Here is a 15600-nt window from a genome sequence, read left to right on the forward strand (position 1 = left end):
TGCCTCGGCACCCGTCTTTTGTCTATTTAGATCGTCTCTTGTGATTGCCGCTCGGCTAAGCGCCCTTTTGCTTGTTCTTGATGCGGCTTGATCGCCGACTCCCCGAGTGCTTTCGCTAGACCTCGGGTTGGAAGATTGACATACATCGACTCATAATTGCTGACTTCGAACGTCTCATGGAAGATCCCGACCGTTTCTGATGTCCGTGCCTTCTGATTGAATCGTTTCCACACCGTCAAATGACGGGAACCATGGGCATATGCCATCAATTCTTCCGTCGAACGCCAATACTGAATCAACGTCACGGAACGCCAACCGACAAGTGACTCATGCGAAATCAAACCGACATCGTTTGCATAACACTCTTGTAGCATCGGTCCCATCGCCTGGACCGTCGGTAACCACTGCCGGACAGAACGTAGGCGATTGATCCGTAAACCGATGATGAACACGACGACGTCTTTGTTCGGAGTCGCAATGATCCGTTTCATGTCAATTTCCTCCTTCAAGGGTCTCAAGGGAAGCGTCGCACCAGTCGAGTAACGCCCGTGTCTTCCGAATGCCATAATCAAGCGTCAATAACCAATAGACGGCATCATTCGAGTCAGGATAAGAACGAATCATCGCATCGATCGCTTGATACGTCTCAAGCCGTTCTTCGAGCAATCGCGCGTGCTCCTGAATTTTCTGCAAGGTGACCTCTTTTGAAGCATGTCGAGCGAAGTACAGCTTCAACAACAGGTCGTTCCGTTGCACCGGCAGTTCGACGGACGGTTCAGCGACCCACCTCTCGAGCTCTGCATGCCCGTTTTCCGTCAGGGCGAATTGTTTCCGTTCCCCATCCGTGACCTCTTCAACGATCAAACCTTCCGCCTCTAACCGTTTCAGCGTCGGATAGACTTGTCCGAAGCTGATTTTCCAAAAGTGATTCAAGCTCGTATCGATCGTGTGTTTCATCTCATAACCAGACGTACATCCGCTTGCAAGAAGTCCGAGAATCGCATAGCGGGTCATATTTTCTTTTGGCATCGGTCCCTCCTATATCTAAAAGATAGTATCTTTTAGATATAGTTCCCGTTCATTCAAATGCCAAACAGGAAATTTACTGGATGAAGCAGGAATTCTCATTTTAAATCCGAATTCTTGTTCACATACTTAATTAAAAGGAGTTCTCACATGACATATGCTAAAACTTCTCTCTTCTTTAGTTTGCTCGGTCTGCTCATCGCCTCTATGATTTTCCCGCCGCTCAACTGGTCGTTCGGACCAAACTCGATGCTTACGATACCGATCGGACTTGTCATTTATCTGTTTGGAATCGGACTCGGGATCGTCGCCATCAGACGACGCGAACCGGGAATTCTCAAATACGTTAGTCTCGCCTGTGCCGTTCCACTTGGTGTGTTACTACTGCTCTTTCTCGGTTTCATCTTCAGCGGGCAGATTTAATCATTTTACAAGAGTTGTTCATGAGATGTTTTCCCGCCTGCATCGAACGTCAGCTGATGGATTGCTGGACTCCCCATCGCGCCCAGCCACTCATTTGCCGGTCGTCCACTGTAGTGTTCGAGCACTAACGCCAACACGAGACCATGCGTCGCGACGACCAATCGGTGGTGCGGGTGGGTTTTACGTAGCTGATCGATGGCTACTAGAGCACGATTGCGTGCTATTTGATTCGACTCTCCACCTTTTTGCGCGTAATCATCATTTTGGAATGATCGCTTCAACAGTTCTTCTAGCCGTTCAGGCGATAAACGTTCGTCTGTTTCCTGAAAACGCCGTTCTTGAAACGCTGCCTCGTAGATCGGCAAACCTCGTTGCTCAGCAAGTGGGCGAACGGAGTCCATCGCCCGTTGCATCGGACTCGAGTAGATGGCGTCAATCGGTATCTCTTTAAAGAACGCCACTAGTTCCTGTGCTTGTTCTTGACCTGCATTCGTTAATCCCCGCCCTCGATCACTGCCTGTTTTGATCGATTCGCAATGGCGAATGAAATAGATCGTCCTCATCGTAACTGGACCCACTTTCCTTCAGATATCACGTCTACGTTCGAACCGATGACACGGATCGCTGTCGCGTCGTCGATTGCGTAAGCTGGATTCGTTAATATCTCAGCCCAAGACTTGGCAGCTTGTAAGTGATTGTCCGGTAACTGCGGATGATCGAGATGCGGGAAGATTGAAAAATCAACGAGACCTAATGTTGCGTCCGATTGCTCCGGCGTCTTTTTCCACCCAACGAAATCTGTTCCAATTCGTGGCGTAAGCACCATGCTACCGGCACTCATCCCGACATAGACCCCTGTCAAATTCGGTAACATGCGATCAAAACCCGATTCGACGAACCAATGATGTAGAAAGAGCGGATCCCCACCATTAACGAGGATGACATCCGCTTGTTCGACCGCTGGTTGCCAAATTGCTGGATCAATTACCGAGACCGCTGATAATTCCAACAGACCGACTGACTTCCATCCTAAATCAACCATCGGTGCCTCATCTTTTCCTTGAATGAAGTTTGTAGCAAGCTCCAATCCTTTGGATAACGCATATGAAGCTGTCGTGATCGCGATGGCATGGCATTCCTCAATCGGTTTTCCGAGCATCTCGCGTAACGCTTTGTGAATCGTTGGATTTTGTATTCCACCAGACGTTAATAAATAGTCCATCGTGATACCTCCTGTTCTTTGCTTCAGTTTACAATATTTGTACGTTTCTGGTATCCTTACTTTTATTCCCACAAGAATAGGAGGAATCATATGTCATTCGATTTAATGACGTTACCTGAAACGACGTTACACTATCGTCTGATTCTCGGAACTTCCAATCAACCGACGTTTATCTTTGAAAACGGATATGGACAAGATCTTTCAACCTGGCAACCAATCATGGATCAAGTTGAAGGACTTGGAACGATCTTGATGTATGACCGTACGAACATCGGTGGCAGTATGCCCTATGATTCCGAGACTAGTCGACAGAGCGTGAATCGCCTTCGCCGTTTGATTCATACTTTATCTCTCAAACCACCATTCATTCTTGTGGGTCATTCCTATGGCGGCACGTTAGTTCGACAATTTGCATCGCAATATCCAAATGAAATAAAAGGTCTATTGCTCATTGATGCAACACCAGAGTCCTATATTCAACGCTTCTTACCCGTTATGCCAAACACGTTCCAATCCATTTACAAAAAACAATTCACGCTCGAATGTACATACGAAGATTTTAAAGAGAGTATTGAAGCGACGAACGTCGATGTCCTCTACCCATTTCCACTCATTGTTCTGTCTGCTGGTAAAAAGGATCATTATTCTCGTGAGGCGCAACTATTGTGGCACGAATTGCAACGACAAACTGCTGCACAGTCGATTCAAGGATCATTCATCGAAGTTGTCAACAGCCGGCACTTCATTCAACAGGATGCTCCCGATATTGTGATCGATGCGTTACATCGTTTGATTTCAGGTGATTCTTAAACTCTTTTCAAAGGAACTATTTCCCATTTACATACGTATAACTAATGTAAGCTTGATTCGACACACTGAATGGAGGCACATATGTATTCGATTCCTAGCTACTTCATACTCTACTTAAAAATCATGCTGACGGATAAGATTCCGGTCTTTTGGTCGTTGATTTTCCCATTGATTCTCGCCTTTGTCTTCGGGTCACGACTCGACTTCACCGAGAGCAGTTTCCTCTCGTTCCTCGCGCTTTTTTGGGGCTATATTTTACTTTCGATTTACGTGAATGGCATCGGTCTCCAGCTTGCCCGAATGCGGGAGCATGGTTTGATGAAAACGTATATCATGATTTCCGGTAGTAAGATCGGTTGTATTCTCGCACTCGTACTCGTTCAGCTCGTGTTCGCAACCGTTAGTTTAACGGTCTTTACGACGATCCTGATGCTCGTATTCAGCTTCTTCTCACCTTTGACGTTGTTACTTGCTTATCTCGTCTTGTTGCTCAGCATCCCGCTTGCTTTTGCAAGCATCGCCTTGACGATGCTTCCGGCAAAGATTTCGAGTATGTCGACATTGATCAACATCGTCATGTATCCCCTGTTCTTGTTCGCAAGTAGCCAACCGGATCGTTGGTACAGTTACTTGAATCCTTTTTATGTCATGAAAACACTCGGTCTCGCCGTCTCCGAGCACGTTACGGGAGCATCGTTACTTATCTTGACCGTCGTACTCGTCGTTTATTTATTACTTGGTCTATTCTCTGTCAAACGCTTTAATCTCATGTCATTGCTGACCCGATAGGAGGATTCAGATGCACGTCCAACACATACGCTTTAACTATCCGAAATCACCTGACCTGTTACACGATGTCTCCTTTTCACTCATTTCCGGAAAATTGAACGTCTTGATTGGGATGAACGGTGCCGGTAAAACGACACTGTTTGATTGCATGACCGGTGCTTTACCGATCACGTCCGGAGAACTGGACTTACCCGATATTTCGGACATTCTCTATTTGACGCAATTCATCTATTACTCGGACGAACTAAAGGGCAAGGATGTCGCTGTCTTCGTCGGCCGGCTCGCCCGTTTGAAAGCATATCGCAAGCAAGAGACGTATACGCGTCACCTGAAACAGCCACGAGAGCTCGATTTATTCGCTCATCTGTGGGAGCTGAAAATCGGTAAGATGTCCGCTGGCGAAAAGAAATGGTTGTTCGTGACCCTGTTGACGACAGTACCACGTTCGCTCTACATCTTTGACGAGCCAACGAGCGGGGTCGACCCGGCAACACGGCTTCATATCATGCGACGCTTCGAGCAGATGACAGCAAACGGTCAAACGTGCCTCTTCTCGACCCATCAATTACACGATCTATTGCATACGGACGCTCATGTCATCTTTCTCCATCAAGGTCGTATTTTGTACGAAGGCGACTTCAAGGATTGGTTGAACCGATTCGAGACGACCGATCCGGACGTCGCGTTCGTTCAGATGCTTGAACTGGCAGGATAACGTTAACCACCTCTCTTATGGAGGTGGTTTTTTGTAATATTTGAAATATAGGTTTTCGAAAAACATGTACAGGATATACACATTATAAGAAAGGAGGTCGTCCGATGAACTTCATTTCCGGTCAAGCATTTATCACGATGATGGATTCACTTTTCAACGAAGAGGAATGGAATCGACACGTCTTATACATCACTGCGAATTCAGCGGCTGTCCACTTACAAAAACGATCTACCACCATTCTCTCGCATCCTATGGAATATCAGATTTCGTTTCTCGTGCATTTACCAACGCTAGAAAAACGACTGATCGTCAAAACGAATCAACAGGAGACGCGTCAATTTTTCTTTGATTCAATGGCTTCCATCGATTGTATGTGCACTAGTATAATGCCGTGGGCGAATCCAGGGCGATTTAATGAGGAGGAAAACGTTCATGTCCACCAACACTCTTGAACAACGCATGAATGCCGTCCTCGATTGTTTGGCGACCGCAAAGGACTACCAACGCATCGCCGGACGGCATGATGTGTCGTATCAACAATTGTATAACTGGGTCCGGCGCTATGAGAGCGGCGGTATTCCTGCCCTGACGGATCGCCGTGGTCGGAAGTTACGAAGCGAACGACTTACTTCGACTCAGCATACGCCTTGAACCGATCAAGGATCGCCTGCCAACCCGCTTGTTGCATCTCAGGCGGGTTAATCGTTTCGGCATCAAACGATTCGACGACTTCGGTTTGTTCCCCGTTCCGAGAAAAGTCGATCGTCACCTGACGACCATCCTCAAGGACATACGCAATGCGCTCATAAGGAACGATTGCCTCATATGTACCCGTGAAATCAAACCCCATGCTACCGTCTTTTGCTTCCATTCGATTCGTGAATTGACCACCGACCGTCAAATCATTCGTTGACGCCGTCGTATGCCAATCGTCAGACGCTGCGTTCCAGCGTTTGATGTCTTCCGGTGCGTTCCAGATCTCCCACACGGTCTCGACCGGACGATCAATCACGGCTTGAATCGTTAGTTTCGTCATCTTTTTTCCTCCCTACTAATTTGAAGTTCCCTCCTTTTTTCGAGAATACCTAGACAAATTCCTTGTTTTTATCGATTAATTCAGAGGTGATTTTGAACGCTTTGTTTTCCATACCACAAACAATAGAATCGCCGGAACGAGACAGATGATTGCATCGGTAACGGTCGGCAGTCGTAACGCCGGACTGGTTAAAAACCGAACGCCTTCCACCGTCCAAATCGTTAACATACAGGTGGTCAACGCTGCAAGCCGCCAGCGTCTCGGAATCTGGATCCAGTAAGCGAGGAGTCGCTCCGATAACTTCATCTTCCTTCCACCTTTCGGACCGCTTTCAGAAAGCTTTGTTCCGTTTTATAGGAGGCGTCGCGCCACATGAAACGTTTTGTATGCTGGAACGTATTTTTTTCAAACTGATTTCCAGAACTCGTCTTGAAGTAATGGGCGACACTTAACGAACCATCGAATGTGTTCCCGATGATTGTATTGTCACGCACATCGTGCTGGACAAGCAATTGACCACCCTCGAGCCCTTTCGCATCATTCCCGATCAGCTGATTTTGCTCGATCCGGACACGTTTTGTACCGCCTCGCTTCGTGTCATACCCACCAATCGCAATTCCGGTGTAGACGTTTTGCCGTACATCATTCTGGCGGACGATGACATCTTCTGCGTACCGTCCGGCATGTTCACTCGTCACTTCAATCCCGATATCACTCGCTTCGACGAGATTCTTCTCAATCGTCAAATTCTTCCCACCATCGACATAGATACCGGCTGCGCTGTATTCCTTCCCGTAAGCAGGATTGCCGTAGCTCGACGTCCGGTAGACACGATTTTCCGACACGACGCCCTCACGGACGTAGTCGTCTTTCTTCGACTGAGCGATCCCTTCGTGTCCGATCAAATCAATTGCGATGTTGTCGTTATCCCGTACGACGTTCTTCGTCACACGGAAATGTTTGACGTTTCCGTTTAAGACGAGGGCTTCACTGAAACCGAGACGATTCTGCTCGACTCGGTTACCGGTGATCGTCAGGTGACGAATCGCTCCCGTTCCGTAGACGGCGATGCCGTGTGCATTCCCATCTTTCGCGAGCGTCTTGATCTGGCGAACCGTATTGTTCTTCAACGTGATGTTAAATCCTGATCCCGTGACCAAAATGCCGATCGGTGTCGCATCCGACCGTTTCGACTGAACGGCTTCGATCGTCAGTCCTTGGATTGTCACATATTTTCGATTTTTCACCTGAACGATCGGTAAGGTTGCGTCCCGATCTTTGATGTTTTTCCCGCTTAACGTGACCTGCTCGTCTTGATAGTTTCGGAAGGTGATCGGGCGTTCTTTCGTTCCGTTCTGTCTAACGTTCAGCTTCTCGTAATACGTTCCTTTTCGCAAGTAGACCGTCGTACCCGCAGTCGCTTTTTGTGTCGCCTGTCGAATCGTTTTAAACGGATGCTTCAACGTGCCAGTATTTTTATCACTGCCGTTCGGTGCGACGTATAACGATTTTGCCGTCGATTCGGCCTCTTCACTTGTCGAGGCACAACCGACGAGCAGGACGGTTGCTAATAACCATTTGCCTTTCATGATTTCCTCCTTTATTTAGCAAGAACATTGTTGGTATAATCTAGGTAACATTTCTAATTTTTTGAATATTTCAATTTCATCTCGATTCACTATGACTATGGAAAAGAGGATCACGTCATGAAATACGCGCTCTTATTCACTCTGCCCTTCTTGCTTGCTGGTTGCACAACGGAAGCAACCGTCCTTCCAAAAGAAACCGTCAACATCAAGAAGTCTTCCTTTTCGATCACACCTTCTACCACGAAGGACGAGTCGCAGCAACAGCGGACATTTTTCTTAACTGGTACACTCGATCGCCCACTCCAGCTCAAAGCGGTCCAATTTGACGATACAGAACCACCAGAGGTGCTGATCGACAAATCGATTCCTGCCGGTACATATGATCGCACACCGTTCCAATTGACGTATGATTTGAACCTGCTCAACGATTCGCATGCCTTCACCTATTCGCTTGATACGAAGAATGGTATTCCTGAGACGAAAACGGTCTATACCTTACCTCAAAACGTCCAGACTGACAGCGGTCAATTCAATGATCAGAAACAGACGATTGCTTCGTTCTATCCCTTACTCCTCAAACGCTATACGACAGGAGAATCGATCATCGGTCGCTCGATCGACACGTTATCCTCTCCTCATCTAAAAGTCAGAAAACAAGAAGGCGCAATTTTGATTTATTTGGCGAAATCACGATAAGGGGAACGGCGGACCGAGAAAAAGTCCGCCGTTTTTTTAGTCCGCTATGACATGCGACATGTCAGCTTCTAATCGAATCACGGCTTCCCCATCCCTGTATTCAACGATCGTCAAACTCGTTCCATGAATGAACGGCGGATCCCATAATGTCGCGAACGGCTTTCGTTGAAGATATGTCAGCAAGATGTTAAGGAAGATGCCGTGGGTGACGATCAAAATGTTTTCGTCTTCTTCATGGTCTGCTAGTCGTTCCAAAAACGATAGAATGCGCTCGCGGACCGCGTCAAAGGACTCTCCACTCTCCGGTATGTAGGTATGCGGCGTTTGCCAAAATGCAACATGAGCAAGCGGATGCGCGACTTCAATTTCCGCTGCCGTCCGTCCTTCCCAGGCCCCCATGTGCATTTCACGCAATCGATCGTCGATGGTGACCGGAATCGCTGGATCGAGATCCATCATTCGAACTGTTTCTCGGACGCGACCAATCGGACTGATATAGAGGTGATCCAGATGAATTTCACGTAAGCGGTGACCAAGATCCCGCGCATTTTGTCTGCCCTTTGCTGTCAAAGGAGAGTCTTCCCAGCCTTGCATTCGTTTTTCGAGGTTCCATTCCGTCTCGCCATGACGCGTAATGTAAAGTGTTGGCATCTGTTCCATCCTTTCGATTTCTAGTTTCTTTCAAAAGTGTATCAAACTCTGGCTGCTTTTTCCTGCAACTAGAGAAAACGAATCCAGTAGAGAAATTCACCAATCCGTTCGGTATGATGAAGATAGACCTAAAGGAGGAATTCGATGAATCGCCAAGAGATGATTGACCTTGCCAAACAAATCCGCTCGGATGAGGAACGTCCTCAAGTCACACCTCCTCATCCATCGCAAGCGACAACGACTACACTACAAGTGTCGACTTCAGTCGGAGATGTCCGAGTGTTGTGCCACTCACCGATTGATGCAGTAGAACCGTTACCCGGATTCATCAGTTTCCATGGTGGTGGTTTTATCACCGGAACGCCAGAGATGGATGAACCATGGAATCTGTTTCTCGCTGAGACCGTCAACTGTCATGTTCTCAATATTGAGTATCCGTTAGCCCCGGAGCATCCATTTCCTGTTCCGGTTCACGTCGCCTATGAGGTCGTTCAGTGGATTTTCCAACATGCTGATACGCTACACCTCGATGCTTCACGCATCGCAATCGGAGGGCATAGTGCTGGTGGCAATCTTGCGACTGCCGTATCGTTATGGAACGCTGAGCAGACAGATCCTGTGCCGCTCATCGCTCAAATTCTGGACTATCCTCCGCTTGATCTCGCGACGGATCCCGCGGATAAACCATTCTTCGAGGAGGCGATCCCCGCTGAACAGGCACGGCAGTTCAATGCGATGTACATCGCTCGTGCGGAAGACGCGTATCATCACCTCGCTTCGCCACTCTATGCGGGTCAACTCGATGCGTTACCACAGACGCTCGTCCTGACGGCGGAGCACGACTCGCTGGCGCAGGAGGCGCGGCAGTATGCGAAACGCCTTCAGGCGGCAGGTGTCGCTGTTGAGCACCAGGAATTCGCCGGTCAAGCTCATGCGTTTACGCATCACGGTGACTTAGACGTGGCACTTCAGGCGTGGCAACGTATCGCGGATTACCTCAAGTCTGTCTATCGTTCGTAAGTATACGGAGCTGACTCAAAAGTCAGTTTCCACAAAGATAAGGATAGCAGAATGATGATTTGCTACCCTTATCTTATAACAAAAAGAATGACGCGTTTCACGCAACTCCCACAGGAAAAAGCGCATCTTTGCGCTGTCAGAGACAAACAAGACCCGCTTTCCTGCTTGAATAAGGCAGGAAAGCTGGCTTGTGTCTCGCCTGAGGAAAGGGCGTGAAAAGACGTGTCATTCTTTTTTGAGTCAGCCTCTTTGTCTTTTTAGCCTGTCTAATCGTTTACTCGGTGAGAAGCGAGTCAATCGGACTGTCTAGTGATCGCTGAATCAATCGTATGATCGTCTCTTCCGGTCGATCACTGACGATCCACATCACGTCTGTTCCGTTTTGGTAGGCAAGATTGAGCTGTTTTCCTTGCTTTAGAACGTGTACTTTCAATCCATTAACGGTACGTACCCGTTTTCCAAATCGTGCCGGAATCTGCTCACTTTTCAGTCGTGTCTGAATCACTGTATAATGACGATTCGTTACAAGTTTCGTCGTCATTTTCTTCTTGTTTCCTTCCCACGCTAGGCTCCCTTCGATTGCCTCGCCTTTCGTCGATTGATCCCGAATGAGATCCATTGAACTGCTTAACATCCAGTTCGACTTTTTTTCGTAAATCATCAGCGTATCGTATCGTCCTTCAATCACGCTTGCTAACAGTAGATTATAGTCACCGAATCGAGCGTCCACTCGAAAATCGTCTTGCTTTAACGTATAGGTGGACTTGTCACTCAAGTCATACTTAAACTGATGCTCAGCGGTCTGAGACGCAGTCGGATAGGAACCACTGTCGAACAGACTCATACCATCAACGTGAATCTTTTCCTTCACCTCGACATTCTTTTCCGGCGCGCATCCGCTGATACAGAGGAGTCCTACTAGTAAAATCGGTATCGTTTTTTGATAACTGATTCGTTTCATCGCATAAGCTCCTTCTTGTTTCATGGACGTATATGTAGACTCGGATCGTCTCTCCATCCTTTTTTACTCACCCGTTGCTGAAAGATCGAATGACGTTCAGTACCAACTTGAAAAGACGGTGTCGGTCGAATGATCCGATTCGTAAAGTCACTTGCGCCGTATGGAAGATAGAGTTCAAAGTCTGGTCGTCTCGTCACACCGATTGCCGTGACGGTCTCCGGGAACTGCGCGATTGCATCTTGTGCTGATGTGTATGGATGCAAATCGTTGACTGCGTGCATGCGTGCTTGATTCTTGACCGACCACGGTAAATCAAGCCATTCACACAATTCTCGCTCATGTCTTTTTTCCGTCGCTTCTGAAATATCCGATGGATCAAAATAGACGATATCGATGTCCGACTGTGCGTTTAAGTCGGTTCCCCAAACCTTCGAACGTAAGACACCGGCACAGATCCACCAATCCGGCAAATCAAGTCGTTCTACATTGGCCAGCATGAGTTGCACTTCCGCATCCTCTCGTAATCGCTGTTCGATGTCAGCTTGATTCATTTCGTTTTCTCCCTCCAACGCAGCATGATGCTGGTTGCTTATTTTCTATAGTTTACCTCATTTCATCAGAACGGGAATCATTTCCTGACTTTTATCCCATTTTTTGTATTATCACTTGTTTCCATTCCTTGTAAATAGTATATTTTGTATAACTATTCTGACAATTCAACGAAAAGGAGTGTTTTCATGTCACGTTCTCGTAAAACGATTCCCGTGCTTGTGACTTCTTTTGCTCTGCTTGGTGGTGTTGGTTGGTACTGGGCTTCACATCAGGATAAACCCGTCAACGTCTCATCACAAACGAAATTAGCTGGTGTTAATGAAACAACCGAAGATCATGTTCAATCGATTCAAGAATTGATGAAGCTAGGAATTGTTAAAACGTATCCTGGTGATCCGGAATTAAAAAAGAAGTCATTCCGTGCTGAAGCACTTTTAGCTTCTCCCCCAAAAGAATTACAGTTAAAAGAAAAGACGGGTTTCCGCTACGTAACCGTACCACTTGTCCTGCATGATACGACTGAGACTGTGGGAGGTTACAGCATTTATAAACCGAACTTGTTTGTTCTAAATGACGGTAAGGGCAACGAATACAAGGTGGTCGACTATGTCAACCATAATCCGAAGGCATGGCGTAACAGTCATCAGTATTACGCTCCACAACGTGCTCAACTCGATCTCGTGTATCAAGTACCAGTCAAATCGAAAACGTTCGTCTTACTCGCAGATTCCGACGCGTTCCCGAAAACACATGCGATTAAGATCGAGTTATGAACTGTCGCGCTTGCATGAATGTGTAGGCGCTTTTTACATAGTATTTTAGAAGGGATGTGGTGTGAGTGCTACGATTCATTTGGAATTCTTGGTGGCGCAACAAAGAACGATTCATCCTCTTACTTGTCGGCGTACTCGTCGTCAGTACCGGATTGAGTTACTTGATCGGCACGACGCAAGCGAACAACGGTACCGTCGTTGACGAGTTACAAAAACGCTGGAAATCTTCCTACGATATCGTCGTTCGTCCACCGAACAGCCGGAGCGTGACGGAAGACCTCAAACTACTCGAACCGAACTATATGAGTGGTCTAGACGGTGGGATCACGATGAAACAATACAAAACAATTCAAGCCCTTGCAGATGTCGACGTCGCTGCTCCAATCGCGATGATTGGAAATCATGCGACAGGTGCAAACGTCGGTACGCATCGTTTTGATGATTACGGTGTCTATAAGTTGACGATCACTGACAAACAGAATACCGGACTAAACGTCGAAAAGTATTCTTCCGTCAACTATCTTGCTGCTGGGTGGACGCCGGATGAAAATGCCACTATCTCTGGTGTCTCACCTGCTGCGCTCGGTGAAGAACCTTTGCTCGAGTTCGGGAGCGATACGATGATTGCCGGAATTGACCCAAAAGCGGAAGCCCGCTTGATTGGTCTAGACGAGGCGACAGTCGACGGCAAACATAGCCGTTATTTTGACGAACAGGACACAGCAAACATCGTCGATCCGGAACTTGGAACGGTCGAGCTTCCCATATTGATGAACGAGCGCGAGTATGTCGACGCATCGCGAACGTATACGTATGAAAAGTTAGATCTTCCCCTCATTAATGATTCGATTCAGGAGACGATTCGAGATGTGACGAAACGGGGCGGTAAAAAATATTTAAAAACGTTAAAGACGACGGATAGTCCTGGAAAAACCTATTCCGTCACGACACAAGACGTTCAGAAAAAATTGATCCAGCAAATCATGACCGACTCCTTTCCGACATTACCCTCTGGTAACTCCGAGTGGCTGATCCTCAAACCGTCACCAATCAGTTACCAGACGATTTCGAGCCCTTTCGCTTCTCGTTGGCCTTTCAGTTATCAGGTCGAACCGAAAAAAGTCAATCCTGATTCCTTACTTGCGAAACGGACGATGTATCGTGAGGCACGGATGTTCGGAAAAACGAGTGACGATTGGCCACGGATTCGCTTGAACTATATCGGCGTCTTCAATCCGAAGAAATTGAATTTATCAAAGGATCCGTTAACCGAATTACCGATGGAAACTTACTTCCCAGCTAAAGCACAATGGGTCATGGACAAAAACGATCGACCGGTCAATCCGGTCAAGGACGTCAAGCCGACGAACGACGCCTATGATTTCTTGACGAAACCACCTTCTATGTTGACGACGCTCGATGCCGCCTTTAAGATTCGCGGTGAAAAAGCGATTTCCGTCATTCGTGTCAACGTCAAAGGTGTCGATCAGATGAATGCCGCGAGTGAGCAAAAACTCCAAGATGTCGCTCGCGAAATCGAGGATAAGACCGGTTTGATCACGGACGTCACGCTCGGTTCGTCACCGCAACTTGCATTGACTTACTTACCGGGTCTAGAAAAAAAATCGGCTCTCGGCTGGGTGCAGCAACCGTGGATTAAGCTCGGTTCTTCGATGACGATTTTCCAGGAAGCGAAAGTCGGTATGTCTGGTGTCATCGCTAGCGTCATCGCGGTCGCACTCGTCTATGTCTTTAGTTCTAACATCATCCTGCTGTACGCTCGTAAAAAAGAGTTCTCGATTCTATTATCACTCGGTTGGCGGCCACGTCAGCTCTCTAAACTGCTATTCCTTGAAGCGACGCTACTCGGTTCTCTCGTCGCACTAATCGCCTGGACGATCCTCGGTACGTTCTGGTTGACGACGGACCATCCAATCGCACTGGGTCGGATTCTTCTAATCGGACTAGCCGGTTTACTCATCTACTGGGGTGGTACACTCGTACCGATGACATTGATCCGAAGAATCAAGCCGTATGAGAGTATGCGTTCCGGGGAAGTCTCTCGTTCACGACGCTTCGTCCGCTCCCAATCGATTGTTGGTATGAGCATGAACCAACTCTTCACATACTGGCAACGAACGCTTCTTTCCATCATCGCGATTGCCTTACCCACGGGTCTGTTCATCTTCTTCCTGTTCGTGACATTCCGTCTAAAAGGAGTCTTGTATGCAACGTGGCTCGGCGAATACGTCGCTTTAGAAGTCGGCACGATGCATTATGTCGCGATGGGTGTCGCCTTATTGATTGCTATTTTGACGACGACGGAAATTCTTTGGCAAAACGTCAATGAACGTCGCAGTCAACTCGCCGTCTTAAAGGCGACAGGTTGGCAAGACACACTCATCCGCCGACTTGTCTTACTGGAAGGTTTGTTGACAGGGCTACTTGCTGGGATTGTCGGACTTCTCTTTGCGCTAGCGATGATTTGGCAAGTCTACCGTCAATTCCCGACATCGGAACTCGGTTTCTTATCTGCTACGATTCTAATTCCGCTTGTAACTGGAATTATCGGAGCCGTCTTGCCAGCTCAACGGGCTGTCCGAATCGTTCCGAATGCAGCGATCAGTAGTGTCAGCGTCAATTTCAAAGAGACGGAGCGTCGCTTCAAGCTGGCCCTCTCAACGATTGGTGCCGTGCTATTTGTCGGTGTCTTATCGCTATTCCTGTTTGCGACAAATGAATCGCCAGCTGAACAGACACCGATCGCTCAAGCACCGAAGGTCATCACGACAGGTAGCAAGATTACAGATGGTGTGACCGGATCGAAGAGAACGCTTAAGAAAACAGAAAAACAAGCTTCCGGTGTGATTGAAGAAACGATGGCGAAAGGCGTCATCAAGTCGTTCCCGGGAGACCCCGTCGTCAAAGATACAAGTTTTTGGGTTGGTACGTTATTGAAGCAACCGCCTGCCTCCTTGAAATTAAAAGAAAAAGCCGGTTATCAATACATCACTGTACCGACGTTCTATCAAGACCCATTTTATCAAGAAATCGGTGAAGAAAGGTTTTACCATCCGAATCGTTTCAGTCTGACTGGAGTCAGCGGAGTCTACGAACCGATTGATTATGAAAATAAGAACGAAAAAACTTGGAAACAAGGACTGAAATACGTCGCCCCGGGCAAAGCACACGTCAATCTCGTCTATCAAGTTCCGGCAGACGAGACGGAATTCGTCCTGTTCGTCTCAGGGGATAACTTCGCGAAGACGATTTCAATCAAAATCGATTTAAAGAACGACTAAAAACAGACCGTCTTGCGCGTAGATTCCCCTATGCG

At 47.5% G+C, this 15600-nt stretch carries 20 protein-coding genes; 10 read left to right on the forward strand and 10 right to left on the reverse strand.

The features are described from left to right. Window positions 1-26: 26 nt before the first annotated feature. The gene (locus tag KNQ03_RS02095) at window positions 27-491 is read right to left on the reverse strand and encodes a DUF4188 domain-containing protein (RefSeq protein WP_214723330.1); all 465 of its coding nucleotides are present in this window, start codon (window positions 489-491) and stop codon (window positions 27-29) included. Window position 492: 1 nt separating this feature from the next. Beyond that, window positions 493-1029: a PadR family transcriptional regulator gene (locus KNQ03_RS02100; protein ID WP_075642403.1), complete on the reverse strand. Its 537-nt coding sequence runs from the start codon at window positions 1027-1029 to the stop codon at window positions 493-495. A gap of 147 nt (window positions 1030-1176) precedes the next feature. Between KNQ03_RS02100 and KNQ03_RS02105 the strand changes: the two genes are divergently transcribed. Continuing rightward, window positions 1177-1449, forward strand: coding sequence for a hypothetical protein (locus tag KNQ03_RS02105; RefSeq protein ID WP_214723332.1), 273 nt, complete (start codon window positions 1177-1179; stop codon window positions 1447-1449). Between the two features lie 5 nt (window positions 1450-1454). Here the strand turns inward: KNQ03_RS02105 and KNQ03_RS02110 are convergent, their stop codons facing one another. Next, a complete protein-coding gene (locus KNQ03_RS02110; protein WP_214723334.1) occupies window positions 1455-2012 on the reverse strand; it encodes a histidine phosphatase family protein in 558 nt (185 codons plus the stop codon). Continuing rightward, entirely contained in the window at window positions 2009-2671 is a 663-nt protein-coding gene (locus KNQ03_RS02115; protein WP_214723337.1) for a Type 1 glutamine amidotransferase-like domain-containing protein, read from the reverse strand. Before KNQ03_RS02115 ends, KNQ03_RS02110 begins: the two co-directional genes overlap by 4 nt. A 90-nt stretch (window positions 2672-2761) precedes the next feature. Between KNQ03_RS02115 and KNQ03_RS02120 the strand changes: the two genes are divergently transcribed. The 5 genes from KNQ03_RS02120 (at window position 2762) to KNQ03_RS02140 (ending at window position 5636) form a co-directional block, all read left to right on the forward strand. Next, complete coding sequence (locus KNQ03_RS02120; protein ID WP_214723339.1) at window positions 2762-3481, forward strand: alpha/beta fold hydrolase; 720 nt, start codon at window positions 2762-2764, stop codon at window positions 3479-3481. A gap of 81 nt (window positions 3482-3562) precedes the next feature. Beyond that, a complete protein-coding gene (locus KNQ03_RS02125; protein WP_214723341.1) occupies window positions 3563-4270 on the forward strand; it encodes a hypothetical protein in 708 nt (235 codons plus the stop codon). A gap of 10 nt (window positions 4271-4280) precedes the next feature. Continuing rightward, a complete protein-coding gene (locus tag KNQ03_RS02130) occupies window positions 4281-4985 on the forward strand; it encodes an AAA family ATPase (protein ID WP_214723343.1) in 705 nt (234 codons plus the stop codon). A gap of 104 nt (window positions 4986-5089) precedes the next feature. After that, window positions 5090-5437: a hypothetical protein gene (locus KNQ03_RS02135; protein WP_214723345.1), complete on the forward strand. Its 348-nt coding sequence runs from the start codon at window positions 5090-5092 to the stop codon at window positions 5435-5437. Further along, window positions 5418-5636, forward strand: coding sequence for a helix-turn-helix domain-containing protein (locus tag KNQ03_RS02140; RefSeq protein ID WP_214723347.1), 219 nt, complete (start codon window positions 5418-5420; stop codon window positions 5634-5636). The genes KNQ03_RS02135 and KNQ03_RS02140 overlap by 20 nt, the downstream gene beginning before the upstream one ends. Here KNQ03_RS02140 and KNQ03_RS02145 read toward each other — a convergent pair. The 3 genes from KNQ03_RS02145 to KNQ03_RS02155 all read right to left on the reverse strand — a co-directional run bounded on the left by KNQ03_RS02145 (window position 5611) and on the right by KNQ03_RS02155 (window position 7610). Then, window positions 5611-6021, reverse strand: coding sequence for an SRPBCC family protein (locus KNQ03_RS02145; RefSeq protein ID WP_133207369.1), 411 nt, complete (start codon window positions 6019-6021; stop codon window positions 5611-5613). The genes KNQ03_RS02140 and KNQ03_RS02145 overlap by 26 nt on opposite strands. A 75-nt stretch (window positions 6022-6096) precedes the next feature. Beyond that, a complete protein-coding gene (locus KNQ03_RS02150; protein ID WP_214723349.1) occupies window positions 6097-6327 on the reverse strand; it encodes a hypothetical protein in 231 nt (76 codons plus the stop codon). Beyond that, a complete protein-coding gene (locus tag KNQ03_RS02155) occupies window positions 6324-7610 on the reverse strand; it encodes a right-handed parallel beta-helix repeat-containing protein (protein ID WP_214723351.1) in 1287 nt (428 codons plus the stop codon). The genes KNQ03_RS02150 and KNQ03_RS02155 overlap by 4 nt, the downstream gene beginning before the upstream one ends. Before the next feature lie 117 nt (window positions 7611-7727). Between KNQ03_RS02155 and KNQ03_RS02160 the strand changes: the two genes are divergently transcribed. Continuing rightward, entirely contained in the window at window positions 7728-8306 is a 579-nt protein-coding gene (locus KNQ03_RS02160) for a hypothetical protein (protein ID WP_214723353.1), read from the forward strand. Window positions 8307-8342: 36 nt separating this feature from the next. On the opposite strand, the gene KNQ03_RS02165 is transcribed toward KNQ03_RS02160, so the two are convergent. After that, the gene (locus KNQ03_RS02165; RefSeq protein WP_214723355.1) at window positions 8343-8957 is read right to left on the reverse strand and encodes a histidine phosphatase family protein; all 615 of its coding nucleotides are present in this window, start codon (window positions 8955-8957) and stop codon (window positions 8343-8345) included. Between the two features lie 144 nt (window positions 8958-9101). Between KNQ03_RS02165 and KNQ03_RS02170 the strand changes: the two genes are divergently transcribed. Beyond that, complete coding sequence (locus tag KNQ03_RS02170) at window positions 9102-9977, forward strand: alpha/beta hydrolase (RefSeq protein WP_214723357.1); 876 nt, start codon at window positions 9102-9104, stop codon at window positions 9975-9977. A 274-nt stretch (window positions 9978-10251) separates the two neighbouring features. Here the strand turns inward: KNQ03_RS02170 and KNQ03_RS02175 are convergent, their stop codons facing one another. Both KNQ03_RS02175 and KNQ03_RS02180 read right to left on the reverse strand, forming a co-directional pair. Next, window positions 10252-10962, reverse strand: coding sequence for a hypothetical protein (locus KNQ03_RS02175; protein WP_064299789.1), 711 nt, complete (start codon window positions 10960-10962; stop codon window positions 10252-10254). Continuing rightward, complete coding sequence (locus KNQ03_RS02180) at window positions 10959-11489, reverse strand: nucleotidyltransferase family protein (RefSeq protein WP_251140227.1); 531 nt, start codon at window positions 11487-11489, stop codon at window positions 10959-10961. The genes KNQ03_RS02175 and KNQ03_RS02180 overlap by 4 nt, the downstream gene beginning before the upstream one ends. Before the next feature lie 186 nt (window positions 11490-11675). Between KNQ03_RS02180 and KNQ03_RS02185 the strand changes: the two genes are divergently transcribed. Together KNQ03_RS02185 and KNQ03_RS02190 are read left to right on the forward strand one after the other, a co-directional pair. After that, window positions 11676-12263, forward strand: a complete 588-nt coding sequence (locus KNQ03_RS02185) for a hypothetical protein (protein WP_064299787.1) — start codon at window positions 11676-11678, stop codon at window positions 12261-12263. Between the two features lie 65 nt (window positions 12264-12328). Next, a complete protein-coding gene (locus KNQ03_RS02190; RefSeq protein WP_214723361.1) occupies window positions 12329-15565 on the forward strand; it encodes an FtsX-like permease family protein in 3237 nt (1078 codons plus the stop codon). Window positions 15566-15600 lie beyond the last annotated feature (35 nt).

This window comes from Exiguobacterium sp. s143, from assembly GCF_018618895.1.
Taxonomy (GTDB): domain Bacteria; phylum Bacillota; class Bacilli; order Exiguobacteriales; family Exiguobacteriaceae; genus Exiguobacterium_A; species Exiguobacterium_A abrahamii.

Bases quoted from the DNA above. Each gene is read 5' to 3' on its own strand.
- KNQ03_RS02185 (WP_064299787.1), top strand. From the start codon at position 11,676: ATGTCACGTTCTCGTAAAACGATTCCCGTGCTTGTGACTTCTTTTGCT.
- KNQ03_RS02150 (WP_214723349.1), bottom strand. From the start codon at position 6,327: ATGAAGTTATCGGAGCGACTCCTCGCTTACTGGATCCAGATTCCGAGA.
- KNQ03_RS02110 (WP_214723334.1), bottom strand. From the start codon at position 2,012: ATGAGGACGATCTATTTCATTCGCCATTGCGAATCGATCAAAACAGGC.
- KNQ03_RS02140 (WP_214723347.1), top strand. From the start codon at position 5,418: ATGTCCACCAACACTCTTGAACAACGCATGAATGCCGTCCTCGATTGT.
- KNQ03_RS02180 (WP_251140227.1), bottom strand. From the start codon at position 11,489: ATGAATCAAGCTGACATCGAACAGCGATTACGAGAGGATGCGGAAGTG.
- KNQ03_RS02115 (WP_214723337.1), bottom strand. From the start codon at position 2,671: ATGGACTATTTATTAACGTCTGGTGGAATACAAAATCCAACGATTCAC.
- KNQ03_RS02175 (WP_064299789.1), bottom strand. From the start codon at position 10,962: ATGAAACAAGAAGGAGCTTATGCGATGAAACGAATCAGTTATCAAAAA.
- KNQ03_RS02135 (WP_214723345.1), top strand. From the start codon at position 5,090: ATGAACTTCATTTCCGGTCAAGCATTTATCACGATGATGGATTCACTT.
- KNQ03_RS02105 (WP_214723332.1), top strand. From the start codon at position 1,177: ATGACATATGCTAAAACTTCTCTCTTCTTTAGTTTGCTCGGTCTGCTC.
- KNQ03_RS02160 (WP_214723353.1), top strand. From the start codon at position 7,728: ATGAAATACGCGCTCTTATTCACTCTGCCCTTCTTGCTTGCTGGTTGC.
- KNQ03_RS02130 (WP_214723343.1), top strand. From the start codon at position 4,281: ATGCACGTCCAACACATACGCTTTAACTATCCGAAATCACCTGACCTG.
- KNQ03_RS02170 (WP_214723357.1), top strand. From the start codon at position 9,102: ATGAATCGCCAAGAGATGATTGACCTTGCCAAACAAATCCGCTCGGAT.
- KNQ03_RS02125 (WP_214723341.1), top strand. From the start codon at position 3,563: ATGTATTCGATTCCTAGCTACTTCATACTCTACTTAAAAATCATGCTG.
- KNQ03_RS02165 (WP_214723355.1), bottom strand. From the start codon at position 8,957: ATGCCAACACTTTACATTACGCGTCATGGCGAGACGGAATGGAACCTC.
- KNQ03_RS02100 (WP_075642403.1), bottom strand. From the start codon at position 1,029: ATGCCAAAAGAAAATATGACCCGCTATGCGATTCTCGGACTTCTTGCA.
- KNQ03_RS02095 (WP_214723330.1), bottom strand. From the start codon at position 491: ATGAAACGGATCATTGCGACTCCGAACAAAGACGTCGTCGTGTTCATC.
- KNQ03_RS02145 (WP_133207369.1), bottom strand. From the start codon at position 6,021: ATGACGAAACTAACGATTCAAGCCGTGATTGATCGTCCGGTCGAGACC.
- KNQ03_RS02120 (WP_214723339.1), top strand. From the start codon at position 2,762: ATGTCATTCGATTTAATGACGTTACCTGAAACGACGTTACACTATCGT.
- KNQ03_RS02155 (WP_214723351.1), bottom strand. From the start codon at position 7,610: ATGAAAGGCAAATGGTTATTAGCAACCGTCCTGCTCGTCGGTTGTGCC.